At 71.9% G+C, this 22597-nt stretch carries 21 protein-coding genes and 1 pseudogene; 6 read left to right on the top strand and 16 right to left on the bottom strand.

Translation table 11 applies throughout. The features are described from left to right. Nucleotides 1-3: 3 nt before the first annotated feature. Both AC3IX6_RS28230 and hisI read right to left on the bottom strand, forming a co-directional pair. Nucleotides 4-1494, bottom strand: coding sequence for an anthranilate synthase component I (locus AC3IX6_RS28230; protein WP_489365738.1), 1491 nt, complete (start codon nt 1492-1494; stop codon nt 4-6). A gap of 31 nt (nt 1495-1525) precedes the next feature. Further along, a complete protein-coding gene (gene hisI / locus AC3IX6_RS28225; protein WP_489365737.1) occupies nt 1526-1915 on the bottom strand; it encodes a phosphoribosyl-AMP cyclohydrolase in 390 nt (129 codons plus the stop codon). An 84-nt stretch (nt 1916-1999) separates the two neighbouring features. On the opposite strand from hisI, the gene AC3IX6_RS28220 reads away from it, so the two are divergent. Beyond that, entirely contained in the window at nt 2000-2632 is a 633-nt protein-coding gene (locus AC3IX6_RS28220; protein WP_489365735.1) for a TIGR03085 family metal-binding protein, read from the top strand. A 43-nt stretch (nt 2633-2675) separates the two neighbouring features. On the opposite strand, the gene AC3IX6_RS28215 is transcribed toward AC3IX6_RS28220, so the two are convergent. From AC3IX6_RS28215 to hisD, 9 genes are read right to left on the bottom strand one after another with little or no spacing between them, the layout of a single operon-like run. Then, nucleotides 2676-3905, bottom strand: a complete 1230-nt coding sequence (locus AC3IX6_RS28215) for an MFS transporter (protein ID WP_489365733.1) — start codon at nt 3903-3905, stop codon at nt 2676-2678. Between the two features lie 29 nt (nt 3906-3934). Beyond that, complete coding sequence (hisF, locus tag AC3IX6_RS28210) at nt 3935-4690, bottom strand: imidazole glycerol phosphate synthase subunit HisF (RefSeq protein ID WP_266909499.1); 756 nt, start codon at nt 4688-4690, stop codon at nt 3935-3937. After that, nucleotides 4687-5115, bottom strand: coding sequence for a RidA family protein (locus tag AC3IX6_RS28205; RefSeq protein ID WP_389433801.1), 429 nt, complete (start codon nt 5113-5115; stop codon nt 4687-4689). Before AC3IX6_RS28205 ends, hisF begins: the two co-directional genes overlap by 4 nt. Further along, the gene (gene priA / locus AC3IX6_RS28200) at nt 5112-5846 is read right to left on the bottom strand and encodes a bifunctional 1-(5-phosphoribosyl)-5-((5-phosphoribosylamino)methylideneamino)imidazole-4-carboxamide isomerase/phosphoribosylanthranilate isomerase PriA (protein ID WP_489365730.1); all 735 of its coding nucleotides are present in this window, start codon (nt 5844-5846) and stop codon (nt 5112-5114) included. Before priA ends, AC3IX6_RS28205 begins: the two co-directional genes overlap by 4 nt. After that, a complete protein-coding gene (gene hisH / locus AC3IX6_RS28195) occupies nt 5846-6487 on the bottom strand; it encodes an imidazole glycerol phosphate synthase subunit HisH (RefSeq protein ID WP_250743832.1) in 642 nt (213 codons plus the stop codon). Before hisH ends, priA begins: the two co-directional genes overlap by 1 nt. A gap of 5 nt (nt 6488-6492) precedes the next feature. Then, nucleotides 6493-6660 (bottom strand): hypothetical protein, encoded by a 168-nt coding sequence (locus AC3IX6_RS28190; RefSeq protein WP_250743789.1) that lies wholly within the window; start codon nt 6658-6660, stop codon nt 6493-6495. A gap of 1 nt (nt 6661) precedes the next feature. After that, nucleotides 6662-7255 carry an imidazoleglycerol-phosphate dehydratase HisB gene (gene hisB, locus AC3IX6_RS28185; RefSeq protein ID WP_215035049.1) on the bottom strand — a complete coding sequence of 198 codons (594 nt, stop codon included), beginning with the start codon at nt 7253-7255 and terminating at the stop codon, nt 6662-6664. Beyond that, nucleotides 7252-8412 carry a histidinol-phosphate transaminase gene (locus AC3IX6_RS28180; RefSeq protein ID WP_489365728.1) on the bottom strand — a complete coding sequence of 387 codons (1161 nt, stop codon included), beginning with the start codon at nt 8410-8412 and terminating at the stop codon, nt 7252-7254. The genes hisB and AC3IX6_RS28180 overlap by 4 nt, the downstream gene beginning before the upstream one ends. Continuing rightward, a complete protein-coding gene (gene hisD, locus AC3IX6_RS28175; RefSeq protein ID WP_489365726.1) occupies nt 8409-9731 on the bottom strand; it encodes a histidinol dehydrogenase in 1323 nt (440 codons plus the stop codon). Before hisD ends, AC3IX6_RS28180 begins: the two co-directional genes overlap by 4 nt. 147 nt (nt 9732-9878) lie before the next feature. Between hisD and AC3IX6_RS28170 the strand changes: the two genes are divergently transcribed. From AC3IX6_RS28170 to ybaK, 3 genes and pseudogenes are all read left to right on the top strand, one after another. Then, nucleotides 9879-11483 (top strand): oxidoreductase, encoded by a 1605-nt coding sequence (locus AC3IX6_RS28170; RefSeq protein ID WP_489365724.1) that lies wholly within the window; start codon nt 9879-9881, stop codon nt 11481-11483. 34 nt (nt 11484-11517) lie between these two features. Beyond that, nucleotides 11518-12255 (top strand): LON peptidase substrate-binding domain-containing protein, encoded by a 738-nt coding sequence (locus AC3IX6_RS28165; RefSeq protein WP_327307196.1) that lies wholly within the window; start codon nt 11518-11520, stop codon nt 12253-12255. Between the two features lie 10 nt (nt 12256-12265). Next, nucleotides 12266-12748 (top strand): annotated as a pseudogene (ybaK, locus tag AC3IX6_RS28160) (Cys-tRNA(Pro) deacylase); the annotation flags it as partial. 247 nt (nt 12749-12995) lie between these two features. Here the strand turns inward: ybaK and AC3IX6_RS28155 are convergent. The 4 genes from AC3IX6_RS28155 to AC3IX6_RS28140 all read right to left on the bottom strand — a co-directional run bounded on the left by AC3IX6_RS28155 (nt 12996) and on the right by AC3IX6_RS28140 (nt 17069). Then, complete coding sequence (locus AC3IX6_RS28155) at nt 12996-13718, bottom strand: hypothetical protein (RefSeq protein WP_489365722.1); 723 nt, start codon at nt 13716-13718, stop codon at nt 12996-12998. A gap of 51 nt (nt 13719-13769) precedes the next feature. Continuing rightward, on the bottom strand, nt 13770-14573 hold the full coding sequence (locus AC3IX6_RS28150; RefSeq protein WP_489371583.1) for an ABC transporter permease: 804 nt from the start codon (nt 14571-14573) through the stop codon (nt 13770-13772). Between the two features lie 92 nt (nt 14574-14665). Further along, entirely contained in the window at nt 14666-15703 is a 1038-nt protein-coding gene (locus tag AC3IX6_RS28145) for an ABC transporter ATP-binding protein (protein ID WP_489365720.1), read from the bottom strand. Between the two features lie 28 nt (nt 15704-15731). Beyond that, nucleotides 15732-17069, bottom strand: a complete 1338-nt coding sequence (locus AC3IX6_RS28140; RefSeq protein ID WP_489365718.1) for an NYN domain-containing protein — start codon at nt 17067-17069, stop codon at nt 15732-15734. 229 nt (nt 17070-17298) lie between these two features. On the opposite strand from AC3IX6_RS28140, the gene AC3IX6_RS28135 reads away from it, so the two are divergent. Further along, complete coding sequence (locus AC3IX6_RS28135; RefSeq protein ID WP_489365716.1) at nt 17299-17469, top strand: hypothetical protein; 171 nt, start codon at nt 17299-17301, stop codon at nt 17467-17469. An 87-nt stretch (nt 17470-17556) separates the two neighbouring features. On the opposite strand, the gene dnaE is transcribed toward AC3IX6_RS28135, so the two are convergent. Next, nucleotides 17557-21102 carry a DNA polymerase III subunit alpha gene (dnaE, locus tag AC3IX6_RS28130; RefSeq protein ID WP_489365715.1) on the bottom strand — a complete coding sequence of 1182 codons (3546 nt, stop codon included), beginning with the start codon at nt 21100-21102 and terminating at the stop codon, nt 17557-17559. A 159-nt stretch (nt 21103-21261) separates the two neighbouring features. Here dnaE and AC3IX6_RS28125 point away from each other — a divergent pair, with 159 nt between their 5' ends. Continuing rightward, entirely contained in the window at nt 21262-22587 is a 1326-nt protein-coding gene (locus tag AC3IX6_RS28125; RefSeq protein WP_489371582.1) for a DUF2252 domain-containing protein, read from the top strand. Nucleotides 22588-22597 lie beyond the last annotated feature (10 nt).

Here is a 22597-nt window from a genome sequence, read left to right as displayed (position 1 = left end):
CGCTCAGGAGCCGTGGAGGCGGTTCGCCGCCGCCACCGCGCGGAGCACCGCGGCGGCCTTGTTGCGGCACTCGGTGTCCTCCAGCTCGGGCACCGAGTCGGCGACGACTCCGGCGCCTGCCTGGACGTACGCCTTCCCGTCCCGCAGCAGCGCGGTGCGGATGGCGATGGCGGTGTCGGAGTCCCCGGCGAAGTCGAGGTAGCCGACGCAGCCGCCGTAGAGCCCGCGGCGGGTGGGCTCCAGCTCCTCGATGATCTGCATGGCGCGCGGCTTGGGCGCGCCGGACAGGGTGCCGGCCGGGAAGCAGGCGGTGAGCACGTCGAAGGCGGTCCTGCCCTCGGCGACGCGCCCGGTGACGGTGGAGACGATGTGCATGACGTGCGAGTACCGCTCGATGCTCATGAAGTCGACGACCTCCACCGAGCCCGGCTCGCAGACCCGGCCGAGGTCGTTGCGGCCGAGGTCGACGAGCATGAGGTGCTCGGCGCGCTCCTTGGGGTCGGCCAGCAGCTCGTCGGCGAGCTCGTTGTCCTGCTGCGGGGTGGCACCGCGGTGCCGGGTGCCGGCGATGGGGTGGACCATGGCCCGCCCGTCCTCGACCTTGACCAGCGCCTCGGGGCTGGACCCGACGACGTCGAAGCCGTTCTCGAAGCGGAAGAGGTACATGTACGGGGACGGGTTGGTGGCCCGCAGCACCCGGTACACGTCGAGCGCGGAAGCGCTGCACGGGGTCTCGAACCGCTGCGAGGGCACCACCTGGAAGGCCTCGCCGGCCCGGATCCGCTCCTTCACGTCCTCGACGGCGGCCTGGTACTTCTCGCCGCCCCACAGGGCGGAGTACTCGGGCAGCTCGGAGGCGGGCAGCGGCATCGGCGCGTACGGGGCGGGCCGCGCGAGGTCGGCCTCCATCGCGTCGAGGCGCGCCACGGCGTCCGCGTACGCCTCGTCCACGCCCGCGGCGAGGTCGTTGTGGTTGATGGCGTTGGCGATGAGCTGGACGGTGCCGTCCCAGTGGTCCAGGACCGCCAGGTCGGAGGTGAGCAGCATCGTCAGCTCGGGCAGCCGCAGGTCGTCCTCGGTGTGCTCGCCGATGCGCTCGAGGCGGCGCACGATGTCGTAGCCCAGGTAGCCGACCATGCCGCCGGTGAAGGGCGGCATCCCGGAGGCGAGGTCCCGGGGGGTGTGCAGGGCCTCCACGGTCTGCCGCAGGGCCTCCAGGGGGTCGCCGGAGGTCGGGACGCCGACGGGCGGGGTGCCGATCCAGTGGGCCTCGCCGTCACGGACCGTGAGGGTGGAGGCGCTGCGGACGCCGACGAAGGAGTAGCGCGACCAGGAGCGGCCGTTCTCGGCGGACTCCAGGAGGAACGTCCCGGGGCGTTCGGCGGCCAGCTTGCGGTAGAGCCCGACGGGCGTGTCACCGTCCGCCAGCAGCTTGCGGCTGACGGGGATGACGCGGCGGTCGGCCGCGAGCTTGCGGAACGTCTCAAGATCCATGGCGTGGGACCTTACTTGTGATCGGCTTCGGCTATTCGGCGTCGGCAGTGGGGCCGGAGGGACCGGCCAGGGGCAGGACGTCGGCATCGAAACACGTCCGGGCACCGGTGTGGCAGGCCGCCCCGACCTGGTCCACCTTGACGAGCACGGTGTCGGCGTCGCAGTCGAGCGCGACGGACTTCACGTGCTGGAAGTGGCCGGAAGTGTCCCCCTTCACCCAGTACTCCTGACGGCTGCGCGACCAGTACGTGCAGCGGCCGGTGGTCAGGGTGCGGTGCAGGGCCTCGTCGTCCATCCAGCCGAGCATGAGCACCTCACCGGTGTCGTACTGCTGGGCGATGGCCGGGACCAGACCGTCCGCGGAGCGCTTGAGGCGGGCGGCGATGGCGGGATCGAGGGAGGACGTACTCATGGGAGCCATTGTGCCGGGCCCGGGGGACGATCAAGGATCCCTGTCCGCCTGATGGGCAGGCACGGGGCGGGTTCCAGCCGTAGGCTGGCCCGCATGTCTACCCATGCGAAGCGTGAACGACTGCTGCTGGCCGACCTGTTGGAGTCGGCGGGCCCGGAGGCGCCGACGCTGTGCGACGGCTGGCGGACGCGGGAGCTCGCCGCGCACGTGGTGGTCCGGGAGCGTCGCCCGGACGCGGCGGGCGGACTGCTCCTGAACGTGCTGAAGGCCCGCCTGGACAAGGCGATGGAGGAGTACGGGGCCAAGCCGTACGAGGAACTCATCCAGTTGATCCGGACCGGCCCGCCGAAGATGTCCCTCTACTCGCTGAAGCAGATCGACGAGCTGGCGAACGCGGTGGAGTTCTACGTCCACTCCGAGGACATCCGGCGCGCCCAGCCGGACTGGTCCCCGCGCCCCCTGGACCCGGTCTTCTCCGACTCCCTCTGGTCCCGCCTGGAGAAGCTGGCCCGGCTGACGGGCCGCCGCTCCCCGGTGGGCCTGGTGCTGCGCCGCCCGAACGGCCAGACGGCGGTGGCCCACAAGGGCGCGCCTGTGGTGACGGTGACCGGCGAGCCGGGGGAACTGACCCTGTTCTGCTTCGGCCGTCAGGATGCTGCCGCGGTGCAGCTGGACGGCCCGAAGGAAGCCATCGCGAAGCTCACGGTGGCGCAGCTCGGCATGTAGCCCCTGCGGGCCGGTGGGCGGGTAGGGGACGGCCTCGCAGGGCTCAGGCGAACGCCAGTTCCGCGCGGCGGACCGCTGGGGCCGAGGTTCCGACGATCGCGCCCGCCATGCTCACCGCCGCCCCCGCCAGGAAGACCGGGGTCACGCCCCACACGTCCGCGGCGAAGCCGAAGACGGGATAGGCCAGCGGGGCCAGCCCGACCGCCGTGAAGGCCATCACGGAGCTGACCCGCCCCAGGTACGAGGGGTCCGTGGCCGTCTGGATGAGGGCGATGGCCAGGCCGCCGCAGATCCCGCAGACCAGCCCGGTCAGCACGGCCAGCCCCACCGCCACCGGCAGGCTCGGCGCCAGCACGAGTCCGCCGATGCCCGCGGAGCCGATGATCAGGGTGAGGTTCTGGACCGCCCCGGCCCGGGGGAACCTCGGGATCAGGGTCAGCACCAGCGCGCTCGACGCCGCGCCCACACCCATCCCGCCGATGATCCAGCCGACTCCGGCCGGCCCCCAGCCTCGCTCCTCGGAGACCAGGATCAGGCCGAGGGTCATCGGCGCGGACGTGCCGAGCTGGCTCAGTGCCCCGGACAGGACCAGGGGTCCGATGAGCCCGTGCCGCCGTATGTAGCCGAGCCCGGAGCGGAGCTGCTTCCAGGGGCTCTCCCCCGCGGGGGAGGCGGGGGTCTTCTCCGACGCCGCCGGCAGTGGGGCGATCCGTACCGCCATCAGCAGCACCAGCGAGACCCCGAACAGCACCGACGCCACCGCGAAGGCCGCCGCCGGCCCGCCCAGCCCCATCGCCAGCCCCGCCACCGGCGGCCCGGCGGTGTGCCCGACGCGTTCCGCGAGGCTGCGCAGCCCCTGGACCCGTACCAGCTGCCCGGGCCCCGCGATCCGCGGCGGCAGCGCCCCGACGGCCGGCATGAACAGCGCGTCCACGATGCCGAAGACCAGCGCGACGAGCACCAGGACCCACAGGCCCGGGGAGCCGAGGGCGAGGACGAGCGCCAGGCTCAGCACGACACCGCACCGCACCGCGTCGGAGGAGATGACCACCAGCCGGGGCCCGAAGCGGTCGGCGATCACCCCGCCGCCCAGCATGAGCAGCGCCCTCGGTATCGCGCCGACCGCCATGACCAGGCCGACCTCGGCCGGGCCGGCCGTCTGGGCGGCCGCCCAGCCGAGGGCGAGGAAGTAGACCCCGTCCCCGACGAGCGAAGCCCCGTAGGCGGCCAGCCAGCGCAGGACGTTGCCGTCCCGCCAGACGTTCCCGTTCACGAACCGGCCCCCCACGGGCGAAGCGAACCTCAGCGGACCGGGTGGCCCGCTTCCCTCAGCGCGTCCTTGACCTGGCCGATGCGCAGGTCTCCGAAGTGGAACACCGACGCCGCGAGCACCGCGTCGGCGCCGGCCGCGATCGCCGGCGGGAAGTGCGCGAGCTTGCCCGCGCCGCCCGAGGCGATCACCGGGACCGTGACGTGCTTGCGCACGGCCGCGATCATCTCGGTGTCGTAGCCGTCCTTGGTACCGTCCGCGTCCATCGAGTTCAACAGGATTTCTCCGGCGCCCAGCTCGGCCGCCCGGTGCGCCCACTCGACGGCGTCGATGCCGGCGCTCTGCCGGCCGCCGTGGGTGGTCACCTCGAAGGAACCGGAGGCGGTGCGGCGGGCGTCGACCGACAGCACCAGCACCTGCCGGCCGAACCGCTCGGCGATCTCCTGGATGAGCTCGGGCCGGGCGATGGCGGCGGTGTTCACGCCGACCTTGTCGGCGCCGGCCCGCAGCAGCTTGTCCACGTCGTCGGCGGTGCGGACGCCGCCGCCCACGGTCAGCGGGATGAAGACCTGCTCGGCGGTGCGGCGCACCACGTCGTAGGTGGTCTCCCGGTTGCCGGAGGACGCGGTGATGTCGAGGAAGGTCAGCTCGTCGGCGCCTTCGGCGTCGTAGAGCTTGGCCATCTCGACCGGGTCGCCGGCGTCGCGCAGGTTCTGGAAGTTGACGCCCTTGACCACGCGGCCGTTGTCCACGTCCAGGCAGGGGATCACCCGTACGGCGAGGGTCATGCCGAGCCTCCCGCGACGGGGCCGAAGGCCTCGACCTCCACCTCGACGACCATGCTCGGGTCCACGAACCCGTTGACGATGATCAGCGTGGAGGCGGGGCGGATCTTGTCGAAGAGCTCGCTGTGGGCGCGGCCGACCTCGTCCACGTCACGGGCGTGCGTGAGGTAGAGGCGGGTGCGGACCACGTGCTCGGGGCCGAGTCCGGCCTGCTCCAGCGCGTTGAAGGCCACGCTGAAGGCCTTCTTCGTCTGGTCGTACGGGCCGCCCGCGTCGGCCCCGGTGCAGCCGGAGACCAGGACCAGCCCGTTGGGGAGCTGGACGGCGCGGGAGTAGCCGAGCACGTCCTCGTAGGCGCCGCCGGAAGAGATGCGCCGGACGTCGGAACTGTTCGCGGACGTGTGCGCGGAACCGTTGTCGGAACTCATGCGGAGACCACCTTCAGGGCTTCTTCGAGCGTGAACGCCTTGGCGTACAGGGCCTTGCCTACGATGGCGCCCTCGACGCCGGCCCCGACGAGCCCGGCCAGTGCGCGCAGGTCGTCGAGGGAGGAGATGCCGCCGGAGGCCACGACGGGCCGGTCGGTGGCGGCGCAGACGTTCTTCAGCAGCTCCAGGTTGGGGCCGGTGAGGGTGCCGTCCTTGCCGATGTCGGTGACGACGTACCGGGCGCAGCCCTCGGAGTCCAGGCGCGCGAGGGTCTCGTAGAGGTCCCCGCCCTCGCTGGTCCAGCCGCGGCCCTTGAGGGTGGTGCCGCGTACGTCGAGGCCGATGGCGATCTTGTCCCCGTGCTCGGCGATGGCCTTGGCGGCCCACTCGGGGGTCTCCAGGACGGCGGTGCCCAGGTTGACGCGGGTGCAGCCGGTGGCGAGGGCCGCGGCGAGCGTGGCGTCGTCGCGGATGCCGCCGGACAGCTCGACCTTGATGTCCATGGCGCCGGTGATCTCGGCGACGAGCGCGCGGTTGTCACCGGTGCCGAAGGCGGCGTCCAGGTCGACCAGGTGCAGCCATTCGGCGCCGGCGGACTGCCAGGCCAGGGCGGCCTGGAGCGGGGAGCCGTAGGAGGTCTCGCTGCCGGAGACGCCGTGCACGAGGCGGACGGCCTGGCCGTCGCGGACGTCGACGGCGGGGAGCAGTTCGAGCTTCTTCGACGTCGTCATCACAGGGTCTCGATCCAGTTGGTGAGGAGCTGGGCGCCGGCGTCCCCGGACTTCTCGGGGTGGAACTGGGTGGCCCACAGGGCCCCGTTCTCCACCGCCGCGACGAACCGCTCGCCGTGCGTGGCCCAGGTGACCTTGGGGGCCTTGATCAGCGGGTTGGTGACTTCCAGCGACCAGTCGTGGGCCGCGTAGGAGTGCACGAAGTAGAAGCGGGCGTCCTCGTCCAGGCCGGCGAAGGCCTGGCTGTCGGCCGGCGCGTCCACGGTGTTCCAGCCCATGTGGGGGACGATCGGGGCCTGGAGCGGGCCGACCGTGCCGGGCCACTCGTCCAGTCCCTCGGTCTCCACGCCGTGCTCGATGCCGCGCTCGAAGAGGATCTGCATGCCGACGCAGATGCCCATGACCGGGCGGCCGCCGGAGAGCCGGCGGCCGATGATCCAGTCGCCGCGCGCGTCCTTGAGCCCCTGCATGCAGGCGGAGAAGGCTCCGACGCCGGGGACGAGGAGTCCGTCGGCGTCCATGGCCTTGTCGTAGTCGCGGGTGATCTCCACGTCCGCGCCGGCGCGTGCGAGGGCGCGCTCGGCGGAGCGGACGTTGCCGAAGCCGTAGTCGAAGACCACGACCTTCTTGGTGGGGGTCAAGGTGCTCACTCCCAAATTCCCTGGATCCGCAGCACTCCGGCGACCAGGCACATCACGGAGCCGATGGCGAGCAGGACGATGACCGAGGCGGGCATCTCCTGCTTCTTGAAGGAGTAGACGCCGCCGGCCAGGAACAGGCCGAGGACGATCAGGATCGTGTTGAGCCCGTTCACGCTAGAGGGCGCCCTTCGTGGAGGGCAGGATCCCGGCGGCGCGCGGGTCGAACTCGGCGGCGTAGCGCAGGGCCCGGGCCAGCGCCTTGAACTGGCACTCCACGATGTGGTGGGCGTTGCGGCCGTACGGCACGTGGATGTGCAGGGCGATCTGGGCCTGCGCGACGAAGGACTCGAAGATGTGCCGGGTCATCGTCGTGTCGTACGAGCCGATCATCGGCGCCATGTTCTCGGGCTCGGTGTGCACGAGGTAGGGGCGGCCGGACAGGTCGACGGTCACCTGGGCGAGGGACTCGTCGAGCGGCACGGTGCAGTTGCCGAAGCGGTAGATGCCGACCTTGTCGCCGAGGGCCTGCTTGAAGGCGGCACCGAGCGCGAGCGCGCTGTCCTCGATGGTGTGGTGGCTGTCGATGTGCAGGTCGCCCTCGGTCTTGACCGTGAGGTCGAAGAGGCCGTGGCGGCCGAGCTGGTCGAGCATGTGGTCGTAGAAGCCCACGCCCGTCGAGACGTCGACCTTGCCCGTGCCGTCGAGGTTTATCTCGACGAGGACCGAGGTCTCCTTCGTGGTCCGTTCGACCCGTCCGATGCGGCTCATGCGTGCTGCTCCTTCTTCAGTGCGCGAACCGCTTCCAGGAACGCGTCGTTCTCGGCCGGGGTGCCCGCGGTGACCCGCAGCCATCCCGGTACGCCGTTGTCCCGGACCAGGACCCCCTGGTCGAGGATCTTCTGCCAGGCGGTGTGGGAGTTCTCGAACCGGCCGAACTGTACGAAGTTCGAGTCGGAGTCGGTGACCTCGAAGCCGATCCCCCGCAGCTCGGTGACCAGGCGGTCCCGCTCGGCCTTGAGCTGCTCGACGTAGCCGAGGAGGGTGTCGGTGAATTCCAGGGCGGCCAGCGCGGTCGCCTGGGTGACGGCCGACAGGTGGTACGGCAGGCGTACGAGCTGTACGGCGTCGACCACGGCCGGGTGCGCGGCCAGGTAGCCCAGGCGCAGTCCGGCGGCGCCGAAGGCCTTGGACATGGTCCGGGAGACCACCAGGTTGGGGCGGCCCTCGATCAGCGGCAGCAGCGAGTCCCGGTGGCTGAACTCCACGTAGGCCTCGTCCACGACGACCAGGCTGGGCCCGGCCGCCTGCGCGGCCTCGTAGAGGGCCAGGACCGTCTCCGCCCCGACCGCGGTGCCCGTGGGGTTGTTGGGCGAGGTGATGAAGACGACGTTGGGGGCGTGCTCCGTGATGGCGCGCTCGGCGGCCTCCACGTCGATGGTGAAGTCCTCGCTCCGCGGGCCGGAGATCCAGTCGGTCCCGGTGCCGCGCGCGATCAGCGCGTGCATCGAGTACGAGGGCTCGAAGCCGATCGCGGTGCGGCCGGGCCCGCCGAAGGTCTGCAGCAGCTGCTGGAGGACCTCGTTGGAGCCGTTGGCGGCCCATACGTTCTCCCGCGCGACCGGGTGCTTGCCGGTACGGGTGAGGTAGGCGGCCAGCTCGGTGCGCAGCTCGACGGCGTCCCGGTCGGGGTACCGGTTCAGCGTGCGGGCGGCCTCGGCGACCCGCTCGGCGATGCGCGCGACGAGCGCCTCGGGCAGCCCGTACGGGTTCTCGTTGGTGTTGAGCTGGACGGGCACGTCCAGCTGCGGGGCGCCGTACGGGGTCTTGCCGCGGAGCTCGTCCCGGATGGGGAGGTCGTCGATGCCGATGACCGCCGCGGTGTCCGTGGTGTCTGCGGCGTCCGTGGTGTCCGTGGTGCTGGTCATGCCTGGGGAACCTTCCACCCGAATCGTGCCTTCAGAGCCGCGCCGTGCGCGGGCAGGTCCTCGGCCTCGGCGAGGGTCACCACGTGGTGGGTGACCTCGGCGAGGGCGTCGCGCGTGTAGTCGACGATGTGGATGCCGCGCAGGAAGGACTGCACGGACAGGCCCGAGGAGTGGCAGGCGCAGCCGCCGGTGGGCAGCACGTGGTTCGAGCCGGCGCAGTAGTCGCCGAGCGAGACCGGGGACCACGGGCCGACGAAGATCGCTCCGGCGTTGCGCACGCGGGCGGCCCAGGCGGCCGCGTCGGCGGTCTGGATCTCCAGGTGCTCGGCGCCGTACGCGTCGACGACCTTGAGGCCGTCCTCCAGGCTGTCGACCAGCACGATCGCGGACTGGCGGCCGGCGAGCGCGGGCTTGATCCGGTCCTCGACGTGCTTGGTGGCCGCGACCTGCGGCTCCAGCTCCTTCTCGACGGCGGCCGCGAGCTCCGCGGAGTCCGTGACGAGGACGGCGGCGGCCAGCGGGTCGTGCTCGGCCTGGCTGATCAGGTCGGCGGCGACGTGCACCGGGTCGGCCGTGGAGTCCGCGAGGACCGCGATCTCGGTCGGGCCGGCCTCGGTGTCGATGCCGATCTTGCCGGTGAAGTAGCGCTTGGCGGCGGCGACCCAGATGTTGCCGGGGCCGGTCACCATGTTCGCGGGGGCGCATTCCTCGGTGCCGTACGCGAACATCGCGACGGCCTGGGCACCGCCCGCGGCGTACACCTCGTCGACGCCGAGCAGCGCGCACGCGGCCAGGATCGTCGGGTGCGGCAGGCCGCCGAATTCCTTCTGCGGCGGGGACGCGAGCGCGATGGACTCCACGCCCGCCTCCTGGGCCGGGACCACGTTCATGACGACGGAGGACGGGTACACCGAGCGGCCGCCCGGGGCGTACAGCCCCACGCGCTCCACCGGCACCCACTTCTCGGTCACCGTTCCGCCGGGGACCACCTGGGTGGTGTGCTCGGAGCGGCGCTGGTTGCGGTGCACGATCCGGGCGCGCCGGATCGACTCCTCCAGAGCGGCGCGGACGGCCGGGTCGAGCTGCTCCAGAGCGGTCTTGAGCGCCTCGACGGGCACCCTGACCTGCTCCAGCTCCACACCGTCGAACTTCTGCGCGTACTCGATCAGCGCCGCCGTCCCACGATGGTGGACGTCCTCGCAGATGGGCCGCACCTTCTCCAGGGCGGCTTCTACGTCGAACTCGGCACGGGGCAGCAGATCGCGCAGGGCGCCACCCTCGGGGAGGGTGTCGCCGCGCAGGTCGATACGAGAGATCACCTGCCAATTCTCTCAGACCGCCTCGCGCCACCGTTCGTCCGTATCACTGGCTGATACAAGCCACGGACGTTCCCCGATGTCACACAGGGCCTCTAGCGTGCGGGTGAGCGCGGTGATCTCCGCGCGGAGATGCGGAGGGGGGCCGCCATGGCCGAAGCACGCCCGGACGGGGAACCGGACGATCTCACCGGCCCCGAACGGCTCATGTGGGACGCGTACCGGACCGGCAGCGTCTGCGATCTCAGCACCCGCACCGCCGAGCGGGACGATCCGCACGCCGACCGGGTCTGGGGCCCCGAGCGCAGCGTCCGCGCGGCGGTGGTGGCCCTGCTGCTGCTCCACGGGCCGGGCCCGGTGCGGGGCAGGGTGGCCTCCCTGAAGCTGCGCGGCGTGCGGATCACCGGCCGCCTCGACCTGTCCGGGGGCACGGTCACCCCGTACGTGGAGCTCCAGTCCTGCCGCTTCGACGGCGAGGTGCAGCTCTCGGAGACCCGCTTCGGCACGCTGCGCCTGGTCAACTGCGCGATACCCCGGCTGGACGCGGCCCGGCTGCAGACGGAGGGCGACCTGCACCTGCCGCGCTGCCGGGTGGCGCGCGGGATCCGGCTGACCGACGCGCAGATCGGCACCGACCTGCTGATCAGCGAGGCGGTGGTGCAGCGCGACAGCAAGGGGCGGGCGCTGGCCGCCGACGGGATGTCGGTCGCGCAGGACTTCCAGGGCGAGCTGCTCAAGGCGTACGGGGAGGTGAGCCTGCGCGGCGCCAAGGTCGGCGTGTCGATGAGCCTGCGCGGGGCCCGCCTGAGCAATCCGGCCGGGAAGCGGGCGCTGAACGCCCCGCAGCTCACCGTGGAGCGCACCCTCTACCTGACCTCCATCGCCCTGGACTACACCGCGGGCGACTCCGGTTCCTCCACACCCCCGTACGGGCAGGGCTACACCCCCCTGCGGGGCGAGCCCGCGCAGCACTTCGAGTGCCGGGGCGGCCTGCGGCTGGACGACGGCCGCTTCGGGGACGCCGTGGACTTCTACGGGGCCCGGTTCACCCTCACGGAGGACCAGGAGGTCTCGCTGCGCCGCATCCACACCCCGGAGCTGCGGTTCGTGGGCGAGCGCCCGGAGCGGGGCCGGGTGGTGCTGTCGGGCTCGCAGGTGGTCAAGCTCGTGGACACGGCCACGAGCTGGCCGGCCCGCCCGGGCCGGCTGTCCATCGAGGGCTTCGGCTACGAGAACCTCGCGCCCCGGGGCCTCTTCCCGCCGGCCCGCCGGCTGGAGTGGATCGAGGCGGCCACCCCCGAGTACTCCCCGGAACCGTACGAGCGGCTCGCCGCGGTCCTGCGGGCCTCCGGGGAGGACGCGGACGCCCGCGAGGTGCTGCTGGCCAAACAGCGGCGCCGGCGCACGACGCTGCCGCCGGCGCTGCGCGCGTGGGGGTACCTCCAGGACTGGACGGTGGTCTACGGCTACCGGCCGGGGCGGGCGGCGCTGTGGATGGCCGTGCTGTGGGCGACCGGGGCCGCGCTCTTCGCGGGCCACGGCGAGCCTCCGCCGCTCAAGGCTGAGGAGCACCCGGACTGGAACCCGGCGCTGTTCGCGCTGGATCTGCTGCTCCCGGTGATCGACCTGGGCCAGCAGGACCAGTGGATTCTGCGGGGCGGCTGGCAGTGGGGCACGGCGGCCCTGGTCATCCTGGGCTGGATCCTGGCCACGACGGTGGCGGCGGGCGCCTCCCGCGTCCTGAGGCGGGGATAACGGTCCCCGGGCCACGGCCACTACCCTGTGCCTCGTGACCACCGTTCGCCTGCCCCTCTTCCCGCTGAACTCGGTGCTGTTCCCGGGACTCGTGCTCCCGCTGAACATCTTCGAGGAGCGTTATCGCGCCATGATGCGCGAGCTGCTGAAGGCGGGAGAGGACGAGCCCCGCCGCTTCGCGGTCGTCGCGATCCGCGACGGCCGGGAGGTCGCCCCGACCGCGCCCGGCCTGCCGGACCAGACGGCCGTGCCCGAGCGCGGCCCGGCCGCCGGTTTCGGCGCGGACCCGGTCCAGGCCTTCCACCGGGTGGGCTGCATCGCGGACGCGGCCTCGATCCGGGAGCGGGAGGACGGCAGCTTCGAGGTGATGGCGACCGGCACCGTCCGGGTCCGGCTGCTGTCGGTCGACGCGTCCGGCCCGTTCCTGGTGGCGGAGCTGGAGGAGCTCCCGGAGGACGCGGGCGACGGCGCGGGCGCACTGGCGGAGGGCGTGCTGCGGGCGTTCCGCACGTATCAGAAGCGGCTCGCGGGGGCCCGCGAACGGTCCCTGACCGGCATGGACCTCCCCGACGAGCCGTCGGTGGTCTCGTACCTGGTCGCGGCGGCCGCGGTGCTGGACATCCCGGCGAAGCAGCGGCTGCTCCAGGCCCCGGACACGGCGACCCGCCTCGCGGAGGAGCTGAAGCTGCTGCGCACCGAGACGGCCGTCATCCGCCACCTCCCCTCGCTCCCGGCCGTGGACCTCACCCGCGCCCCGACGAGCCCCAACTGACGAAGGACCCATGGCGAAGAAGAAGCCGGCGGGCACTCCGGCGATCGTGGCCCTGACGGCGGCCGGCGCCGATTTCACCGTGCACGCCTACGAGCACGACCCGGCCCATCCGTCCTACGGCGAGGAGGCCGCGCAGGCCCTCGGGGTCTCCCCCGCGCAGGTCTTCAAGACGCTGCTGGCCGACGTGGACGGCTCGCTGGTGGTCGCGGTGGTCCCGGTCTCGGGCAGCCTCGACCTGAAGGCCCTGGCCGCCGCGGTGGGCGGCAAGCGCGCGGCGATGGCCGATCCGGCCCTGGCCGAGCGCACCACGGGCTACGTCCTGGGCGGCATCTCCCCCCTGGGCCAGCGCAAGCGCCTCCGCACGGTCCTGGACGCCTCCGCCTCGGAGTTCCCCACGATCTGCGTCTCGGCGGGCCGCCGCGGCCTGGAGGTCGAACTCGCCCCGGCCACGCTGGCCGCCCTGACCACGGCCGACCTGTCCCCGATCGCCCGGGTGTATCGCCCCCGGTCCGCTGCGCGCAGAGGTCCCCTACCCGCCCTTCCACCGTTCCCCGGGGCTCCGCCCCGGACCCCGCGCCTCGAACGCCGGCGGGGCTGGATGAATCCAGCCCCGCCGGCGTTCGAGGCGATCTTTTCAGCCCGTCCGGCGTTTGAGGACCGGGGTCCGGGCAGCGCCCGGGGAACGGTGGAAGGGCGGGTACGGGGACAGCCCCGCAGGGCCCGCCTCCCCCGGCCCGGCGCTACGGCCGCGGAGGCTCCGTACCGGAGGGGTCCGCCGAAGGCGACGGGGCCGGGGCTGGCGACGGCGACGGCGAGACGGCGGATTCGCCAGGAGCCTGGTAGTACCCCGACGGCCACACCGAAAGCTCCGGCGCCGGATCCCGCGTACCCCACAGCGCCGTCAGACCGAGGTGCACGACGACCGCGGCCATCGGCCACCCGAGCAGCGCCCCGTGCGCGAGCAGTTCCAGCGGGGCGTCGAAGGGGACACCCTTCCCCGCCTTCCGGGCGACCGCCACCAGGTCCGAGGACGGCCCCAGCCACAGGCCCACCCGCCAGCCGACCAGCGCGGCGAAGACCGACCCGACCGCGAGCCCGACCACCTGCGCCGCGCCCCCGCTCCGGCGCCACAGGAACACGGCCACCGCGCTCAGCACGCCGAATCCGACGGACAGCAGCAGGAAGGTCCCGTCCGCCCCGATCCGCGCCTCGCTCTCGGTGTCCCGCAGGAACACGGCCTCGCCGTTGGAGATGTACTGCACGCGCGGCGCGAGCCAGACCCACAGCAGCCCGAGGAGCACGCCGGCCACGCCGATCACGAGGGCGATGGCGGCCCCGTCGCGGATGTCGGACGGGGAGAAGGCGGGCTCGGGCTCGGGCGCGGCCCCAGCCGCTGTCGCAGCCGGAGGCGCATCCGACGGCGGCTGGTCGGGCTTGTCATAGGGGGTCACGGCTTCGGTCACTCCCACATCGTGCCAGGAAGTGTTTGATTTAACGATCGGCCCCGGCGGGCGTCAGCGGACCGCTGCCCGCCGGTAGGCCCAGGTCGCGACGGCGAGGGACAGCACCCCCACCCCCGCGCACACGCCGAGGTCGAGGAGGACCGCCGCCCAGTCGGGATGCGGTTCGAAGGTCCGGGCGAAGGCCTCCACGCCGTACGTGGACGGCAGCAGGTCCCGCGCCCAGACGATGACCTCGGGCATCCGCTCGGGCGGCAGCACGCCCAGCAGCAGCGCCGCGGACATGCCGAGCTGTCCGGCGAGGGTGGCCAGCTCCTGGCGCGGGGCGAGCAGGCCGAGCGCCGCGCCGAGCCCGGCGAGGGCGGCGCCGGCCAGCGGCACCACGGCGGCCAGGATCCACAGTCCGCCCATCGGCAGCCCGAACAGCACGCTGCCGAAGACGGCCGTCACCAGGGTGCCGGGCAGTGTGAAGGAGGCGTAGGCGGCGGCCGCGCCGAGCACCACGGACGCGGGCGGCACCGGCAGGGTGGCGTAGTGGTCGAGCCCGCCGCTGGCCCGGAGCTGGCCGAAGTACTGGGCGAGCAGGTTCAGCGCGACGAAGGCGACGACCAGCACGGAGGAGCCGGCGACGACGGCCCGCGCCTCGGAGCCCCCGTCGACCACGCCCCGCATCAGGATCATGATCCCGACGGACTGGAAGGTGGCCACGAACAGCAGCGGGATCCGCGAGACCCGCGCGCGGGACAGCTGGGCCCGGTAGACGGCGGCCAGCGCCGGGAAGAACCGGGCGCGGGGTGCCAGCGGCGCGACGGGGTGCTGTCGGACCGCGTTCGGCGAGGCGGCGCCCTGCCCGGTGATCGCGGATGCGGCGGCGGTCTGCACGCCGTTTGCGGGCGCGCCGACCAGCGACGCGGCCCCGATCGGCGCGACGGCGCCTGCCAGACGGTCGCTCACGACTTCACCAGCCCTTTCGTCTTCCCGCCCAGCGCGAGGTACACGTCCTCCAGGCTCGGCGTGGCCAGTGTGAAATCGTCAAGGGCGGCGAAGGCCGGGCCGCCGGTCACCGCGGCCACTGCGGCCCGCGCCTCGTCGGGGCCGAGCCGCAGCACCCAGCGCCGCCCCGTCTCCACTGCGAGCTGACGCAGCTCCGCGACCTCCGGAAAACCCAGCGGAGCGGACTCGCGCCAGACCAGTTCGAGGCGGACCTCGCCGGACACCCGGGCCTTGAGCCCGGCCGGGGTGTCGCAGGCGATGACCCGGCCCTGGTCGATGACGGCGACCCGGTCGAGGACGGTCTCGGCCTCGATGACGTTGTGGGTGACCAGCAGCACGGTGGCCCCGGTCTGGGCGCGGCGGCGGTCGACGGCGGCCCAGACGGCCCGCCGGGCCACCGGGTCCATGCCGGTCGTGGGCTCGTCGAGCACCAGGACGGGCCGCTCCCCCACCAGCGCGGCGGCGAAGCAGGCGAGGCGCCGCTGCCCGCCGGACAGCTTCTTCAGGGGGCGTCCGGCGATCCCGGTCAGGCCGAGTTCTTCCAGTACGGAGTCCCGGGCGGCCCGTGCCTCGCGCAGGCCGAGGCCCCGCAGCCGGCCGGTCGTCTCGGCGGCCAGCGAGACCGTGAGCTCGTCGAGGGCGGTGGATTCCTGCCCCAGGTAGGAGAGCAGCCGGGCCGACCGGTCGGGGTGGCGCACGAGGTCGTGGCCGAGCAGGGTCACCGAGCCGGAGTCGGGCCGCAGCAGGCCGGTGAGCTGGCGGACCAGGGTCGATTTGCCGGCGCCGTTGGGGCCGAGCAGCCCGAAGATCTCGCCGCGCCGCACGTCCAGGGAGATCCCGTCGGTGGCACGGGTCTCGGGCAGGGCCGGGGCCCCGCGGCGTCCTCGTACCGCCGGATACGTCTTGACCAGGTCACGTACCGCGCAGACCACGTCGGAGGCCGGTCCCGCGGCCCCTGCCGTGTCCGTATCCGCCTGTGCTGTCCCCGTACTCACGAGGGAGCAGCCTACGGGGTTGCGGCCCCTACTCGGCTGCCGGGGCCGCCTGGGCCACCGTGACGGGGGCCGCAACAGGGGCCCCGGGAGCACCCGGGACGGCGGCCGGGACGGCCGGCGATCCGGTACCGGCCACGTGCTCGGCGGCCGCCCGTACGTCGATCTCACGCCAGAAACCGGCCCGGATGGCGTACCGGTCGTGCTCGTCGATCTGGTCGTCCTTGTGCGCGAGGAGTCCGAAGCGGGCGGCGTAGCGCAGCAGCTCCCCGTCGATCCGGTGCGGGATCCGCGGGTACATGGTGGCGAGCTTCTGCAGGTGCACGGTCTCCGGGAGCCGTTCCATCCAGCGCCGGGCGAACACCTGTCCCACCTCGAACGGGTCCCCTCCGACGGTGGTGATGTCCTCCTCGCGGTCCGCCCAGCGCTGCTCGGCGGAGGTGAGCTGGGCGAGGGTGGGCAGCGAGGCGGTCTCGGCGGGCTCGCCGAGCGGCCCGGCGCGGTCGACCCATCCCTTGTCGGAGGACCACCGCAGGGCGCTGCCCGCCGGGGCCGCGCCGAGGGGCTGGCCGGGGGCGGGTGCGGGGGCTCCGGGGGCGCGCAGGGCGCCCGCGAGGTCCTTCGGGGTCGGGACGGTCCTGCCGTTGGCGGAGGCGGCCGCGGTGGCGGGTACGCCGCCCTCCTCGGGCTCCACGGGGGCCGCGGGCCGGGTTCCGTTGCCGCGGGCGGCTTCGGCGAGTGCGGCCTCGGGCAGCGGCGCGGAGAGGATGGCGGCGATCTCGGGGCGCGGGGCCGGCGCCGGGGCGCAGAGTCCGGTGAGGTCGCGGGCGCGGACGGCGCGGGTGATCCAGGTGCGGTCCAGGACGCGGCGTTCGTCGGCTTCGGCGACGAGGTCCTCGGACTGGTTGTAGTCCCCGTCGGCGGCCTGGACGGCCCACAGGTGGACGGCGACCCCGTGTTCCTTGGCGGACATCAGGCCGGGCAGCAGGTCGCCGTCGCCGGTGACGAGTACGACGTCCGAGCAGGCCCGGTTGCGGGCGAGCTCGGTGAGCTCGGCGTGCATGGCCGCGTCGACGCCCTTCTGGGCCCAGCGGCCGTCGCTGCGGGTCAGGGCGCCGAGGCGGACGGTGACCCGGGGCATGACGCGCAGCCGGCGGTGCTCGGGCTGGGGCACCCGGTCGGGTGCGCCGTCGAACCAGTAGATCCGCAGGAGGGGCTGCTCGGTGTCGGCCTCGGCTCGCTCGCGCAGGCCCTGGATGAGCGCCGCATGGTCGACGGTGATCCGGGAGCGGGACGGCTCTCCTGCGAGGAGGCTCGCGGCGGCGCCCAGCAGATAGCCGGCGTCCACCAGGACGACGCAGCGGTCCACGCGTACCACCCTCTTCCCTGGGGGTCCTCTGTGTCTTTCGCGGTTTCCCCGAGTCTGCCCGACGGCAACGGCCTTGACGGCCGGAACTCGATCATCGGCGTGGCGTATCTCTCAGAGTCCCCCGGCAGGAGCCCCGACTACGCGCGGTAATGATCCAAAATGCGCCGTTTACGGCCCTGTGTGAGTGTGAAGGCGGCCCTGGCCCCTAAACCCCCCACGGAGGCATCCCATGGCCAAGAACAAGAACCGCCAGCAGCCCGCCAAGTCCCAGGACCGCGCGGCTGCACAGGATCCGGCGAAGACCTCGATGGAATCGTCGCCCGCACCCTCGACCTCGGCGGCGCCCAGTCCGCTGCAGATGGCCGGCAAGAAGAGGGAAAAGAAGTTCGGCCACAACTGACGCCTCCCCGTACGTGCGAAGGCCCGCCCCCGTCGACAGGGGCGGGCCTTCGCGCGCAGGAAGAAGCGGCGCCGGGGTGGGTGGCGCCTAGCCGGCCAGGCAGGACGGGCCGAGCAGCACCTTGAGGTCGCCGAAGAGCGCCGGGTCGGGCTTGACCCGGTGCTTGTCGAGCCGGAGCACGGTGGTGGTGCGCGGCCCCTGGAGCTTGATCCGGACCTCGCTGTTGCCCTGGTGGTGGCGCAGGATCTCGCCGAGCCTGGTGACCATCGGCGGGGTGACCTTGACGGTCGGGATGGTGAGGACGACGGGGGCGTTGGTGCCGGCGTTGGAGAGGTCGGGGACCATCATCTCCATGGCGACCAGCCGGGGGACGTCCTCGCGCTTGTCCAGGCGGCCCTTGACGAAGACGACGGTGTCCTCGACCAGCTGGGTGGAGACGAGCTGGTAGGTCGCGGGGAAGAACATGCATTCGATGGAGCCGGCCAGGTCCTCGACGGTGGCGATGGCCCAGGCGTTGCCCTGCTTGGTCATCTTGCGCTGGAGGCCCGAGATGATGCCGCCGATGGTGACGACCGCGCCGTCGCCGTGCTCGCCGCCGGTGAGCTGGGAGATGCCGGCGTCGGTCTTGTCGGAGAGCACGTGCTCCAGGCCGAAGAGCGGGTGGTCGGAGACGTAGAGGCCGAGCATCTCGCGCTCCTGGGCGAGCAGGTAGGCCTTCTCCCACTCGACGTCGGAGAACTCCACGTCGAGGCCGAAGCCGGGCTCGTCGCTCGCGCTCTCGTCACCCATTCCGCCGAAGAGGTCGAACTGCCCCTCGGCCTCCTTGCGCTTGACGGCCACCACGTTGTCGATCATCGGCTCGTGGTGGGCGACCAGGCCCTTGCGGGTGTGGCCCATCTCGTCGAAGGCGCCGGCCTTGATCAGGGACTCGACGGTGCGCTTGTTGCAGACGACGGCTTCGACCTTGTCGAGGAAGTCGGGGAAGGTGGAGTACTTCCCCTTGGCCTTCCTGCTCTTGATGATCGACTCGACGACGTTGGTACCGACGTTGCGCACGGCGGTGAGGCCGAAGAGGATCACGTCGTCGCCCTGGGCGGCGAAGTTCGCCTCCGACTCGTTCACGTTCGGCGGGAGCACCTTGATGCCCATCCGGCGGCACTCGTTCAGGTAGATCGCGGACTTGTCCTTGTCGTCCTTGACCGAGGTGAGCAGGCCCGCCATGTACTCGGCCGGGAAATTGGCCTTGAGGTAGGCGGTCCAGTAGGAGACCAGGCCGTACGCGGCGGAGTGCGCCTTGTTGAAGGCGTAGCCGGCGAAGGGGACCAGGACGTCCCACAGCGCCTTGATCGCCTGGTCGCTGAAGCCCTTCTCCTTGGCCCCCGCCTCGAAGATGACGAAGTTCTTCGCCAGCTCGTCGGGCTTCTTCTTGCCCATCACGCGGCGCAGGATGTCGGCCTCGCCGAGCGAGTAGCCGGCGATGATCTGGGCGGCCTTCTGGACCTGCTCCTGGTACACGATGAGGCCGTAGGTGACGCCGAGGATCTCCCTGAGCGGCTCCTCCAGCTCCGGGTGGATCGGGGTGATCTCCTGCTGCTTGTTCTTGCGCAGCGCGTAGTTCGTGTGCGAGTTCATGCCCATCGGGCCCGGCCGGTACAGGGCCGAGACGGCGGAGATGTCCTCGAAGTTGTCGGGCTTCATCAGGCGCAGCAGGGAGCGCATGGGCCCGCCGTCGAACTGGAAGACGCCGAGGGTGTCGCCGCGGCCGAGCAGTTCGAAGGTCTTGGGGTCGTCGAGCGGCAGGCCCAGGAGGTCGAGGTCGATCCCCTTGTTGGCCTTCACCATCTTGACGGCGTCGTCCATGATCGTGAGGTTGCGCAGGCCCAGGAAGTCCATCTTGATCAGGCCGAGCGACTCGCACTGGGGGTAGTCCCACTGCGTGATGGTCACGCCGTCCGTGTGCCGGACCCAGACCGGGGCGTGGTCGACGATCGGCTCGCTGGACATGATCACGCCGGCGGCGTGCACGCCCATCTGGCGGACCAGGCCCTCGACGCCGCGGGCGGTGTCGATGACCTTCTTGACGTCCGGCTCGTTCTCGTACATCGCCCGGATCTCGCCGGCCTCGCCGTAGCGCGGGTGCGAAGGGTCGGTGATGCCGTTGAGGTCGATGCCCTTGCCGAGGACGTCGGCGGGCATCGCCTTGGTGAGCCGGTCGCCCATGGCGTACGGGTAGCCGAGGACCCGGGCGGAGTCCTTGATGGCGTTCTTCGCCTTGATCTTTCCGTACGTGCCGATCATGGCGACCTTGTCGTCGCCGTACTTGTCGGTCACGTACCGGATCACCTCGACGCGCCTGCGCTCGTCGAAGTCGATGTCGACATCGGGCATGGAGACGCGCTCGGGGTTCAGGAAGCGCTCGAAGATCAGGCCGTGGGTGATCGGGTCGAGGTCGGTGATGCCCATGGCGTACGCGACGATCGAGCCGGCGGCGGAGCCTCGGCCGGGGCCGACCGCGATGCCCTGCTTCTTGGCCCACATGATGAAGTCGGCGACGACGAGGAAGTAGCCCGGGAACCCCATCTGGATGATGACGTCCAGCTCGTACTCGGCCTGCTTCTGCCGGTCGTCGGGGACGCCTCCGGGGTAGCGGCGGGCCATGCCGCGCCGCACTTCCTCCTTGAACCAGGTGACCTCGGTGTAGCCCTCTTCCGGGATCTCGAACTTCGGCATGAGGTTCTTGGCCTCGAACATGCCGGCGGTGTCGACCTGCTCGGCCACCAGGAGGGTGTTGCGGCAGCCCTCCTGCCAGGCGTCCGAGGAGTCGACGGCGTACATCTCCTCCGTGGACTTCAGGTAGTAGCCGGTGCCGTCGAAGCGGAAGCGGTCCGGGTCGGAGAGGTTCTTGCCGGTCTGGATGCACAGCAGGGCGTCGTGCGCCGCCGACTCGTGCGCGTACGTGTAGTGCGAATCGTTGGTGACCAGCGGCGGGATGCCGAGCTTCTTGCCGACCTCCAGCAGCCCGTCGCGGACCCGGCGCTCGATCTCGATGCCGTGGTCCATCAGCTCCAGGAAGTAGCGGTCCTTGCCGAAGATGTCCTGGTATTCGGACGCGGCCTTCAGGGCCTCGTCGAACTGGCCGAGGCGCAGCCTGGTCTGCAGCTCGCCGGAGGGGCAGCCGGTGGAGGCGATCAGGCCTTCGGACCACTGGCTGATGGTCTCCTTGTCCATGCGCGGCCACTTCGTGAGCCAGCCCTCGGCGTACGCGTCGGAGGACAGCCGGAAGAGGTTGTGCAGCCCGGTGGAGTTCGCCGCCCAGATCGTCTTGTGGGTGTAACCGCCGGAACCGGACACGTCGTCGCGCTTCTGGTGCGGCTGTCCCCACTGGATGCGCCGCTTGTTGCGCCGGGACTCGGGGGCGACGTACGCCTCGATGCCGATGATCGGCGTGACCCCGGCCTTCTTCGCCGTGTGGAAGAAGTCGTACGCCCCGTGCAGGTTGCCGTGGTCGGACATGGCGATGTGCGTCATGCCCATCTCGTTGCACGCGTTGAACATGTCCTTCAGCCGCGCGGCACCGTCCAGCAGGGAGTACTGGGTGTGGACGTGCAGGTGCGTGAACGGCGTCTTGGTCACGGTGGGGGCCTCCGGGCGGGGAGAGAGGGGGCGGCAGCTATGAATCCTACGTGGCCCCAGTGACAGTTTCCGGGCACGGCGGGGTAGCTTCATCCGTTGCAGACCCAAGGACCCGTGTCCGATATGCGTTCCACCCCGCGCCACCTGGAGGCACCCGCCATGGCGGTTCCCGAGACGACCGACGAGCAGCGCGCCGAGCAGATACTCGACGTGTTCGACATCGCCTTCGGCGAGCTGATCACCGCCGACCCCGCGGCCTTCCGGGTCAAGTTCCGCAAGATGGCGGCCTCGGCCTTCGCCTTCTACCGGGGCACCGCCTGCCTCTTCTACGCCGACCTGGAGCGCGAGCGGCACGGCGGCCCGTACCTGGACGAGCGCACCGGCCGGGTGTGGATCCACGGCGACCTGCACGCCGAGAACTTCGGCACCTACATGAACGCCCAGGGCCGGCTGGTCTTCAACGTCAACGACTTCGACGAGGCCTACGTCGGCCCCTTCACCTGGGACCTGAAGCGGTTCTCGGCCTCCGTCGCCCTGATCGGCTACACCAAGGCGCTCAGCGACGACCAGATCAGCGAGCTGGTCCGGATCTACGCGGCCGCCTACCGGGAGCGCATCCACGCGCTGGCCACCGGCGCCAAGAACGAAGAAGTGCCCGCCTTCACGCTGGACACCGCCGACGGCCCGCTGCTGGAGGCCCTGCGCGCCGCCCGCCGCCGCACCCGTTTCTCGCTCCTCGACTCGATGACCGAGATCCGCGAGTTCGAGCGCCGCTTCTCCCCCGGCCCCGGGACCATCGAGCTGGACGCGGCCACCCGGTACAAGGTGCTCGCCGCCTTCGACGGGTACCTGGAGACCCTGCCCGACGAGTCCCTCGTGCGCCCGGACTCCTACCGGGTCAAGGACGTGGTGGGCCGGCGGGGCGTCGGCATCGGCTCGGCGGGCCTGCCCTCGTACAACATCCTGCTGGAGGGGCACAGCGACGCCCTGGAGAACGACGTCGTGATCTACCTCAAGCAGGCGCAGACCCCGGCCGTGTCCCGGCACGTCACCGACCGGTCGGTGCGCGAGTACTTCCGGCACGAGGGGCACCGCACCGTGATCTCCCAGCGGGCCCTGCAGGCGCACGCCGACCCGTGGCTCGGCTGGACCGAGCTGGACGGGGCCGGGCAGCTCGTCGCGGAGGTCTCCCCGTACGCGGTGGACCTGGACTGGTCGGACCTGGACGACCCGGAGGAGATCGCGGCCGTGGTCGCCGACCTGGGCCGGGCCACGGCGACCATGCACGGAGCCGCGGACGAGCAGGAGAGCGGCCAGACGCTGGTCCCGTTCTCCACCGAGCGGGCCATCGACGCGGCCATCGCCGCCGACGAGGAGGGCTTCGCGGACCTGCTGGTGGACTTCGCGCACGCCTACGGCGCCCGGGCCCGCGCCGACCACCAGATCTTCGTGGACCTCTTCCGCAACGGCCGGATCCTGCCCTAGGCAAGGACCT

The organism is Streptomyces sp. GL_141 (assembly GCF_057834385.1).
Note: the sequence above shows the minus strand (reverse complement) of the source record. Positions and strands in the feature narration are given on the sequence as shown.

Coding starts and splice junctions, on each gene's coding strand:
- AC3IX6_RS28135 (WP_489365716.1), top strand. CDS start 17,299: ATGGCCAAGAACAAGAACCGCCAGCAGCCCGCCAAGTCCCAGGACCGC.
- AC3IX6_RS28220 (WP_489365735.1), top strand. CDS start 2,000: ATGTCTACCCATGCGAAGCGTGAACGACTGCTGCTGGCCGACCTGTTG.
- hisB (WP_215035049.1), bottom strand. CDS start 7,255: ATGAGCCGCATCGGACGGGTCGAACGGACCACGAAGGAGACCTCGGTC.
- AC3IX6_RS28170 (WP_489365724.1), top strand. CDS start 9,879: ATGGCCGAAGCACGCCCGGACGGGGAACCGGACGATCTCACCGGCCCC.
- priA (WP_489365730.1), bottom strand. CDS start 5,846: ATGACGACGTCGAAGAAGCTCGAACTGCTCCCCGCCGTCGACGTCCGC.
- AC3IX6_RS28125 (WP_489371582.1), top strand. CDS start 21,262: ATGGCGGTTCCCGAGACGACCGACGAGCAGCGCGCCGAGCAGATACTC.
- AC3IX6_RS28205 (WP_389433801.1), bottom strand. CDS start 5,115: ATGAGTTCCGACAACGGTTCCGCGCACACGTCCGCGAACAGTTCCGAC.
- hisF (WP_266909499.1), bottom strand. CDS start 4,690: ATGACCCTCGCCGTACGGGTGATCCCCTGCCTGGACGTGGACAACGGC.
- hisI (WP_489365737.1), bottom strand. CDS start 1,915: ATGGCTCCCATGAGTACGTCCTCCCTCGATCCCGCCATCGCCGCCCGC.
- AC3IX6_RS28180 (WP_489365728.1), bottom strand. CDS start 8,412: ATGACCAGCACCACGGACACCACGGACGCCGCAGACACCACGGACACC.
- AC3IX6_RS28230 (WP_489365738.1), bottom strand. CDS start 1,494: ATGGATCTTGAGACGTTCCGCAAGCTCGCGGCCGACCGCCGCGTCATC.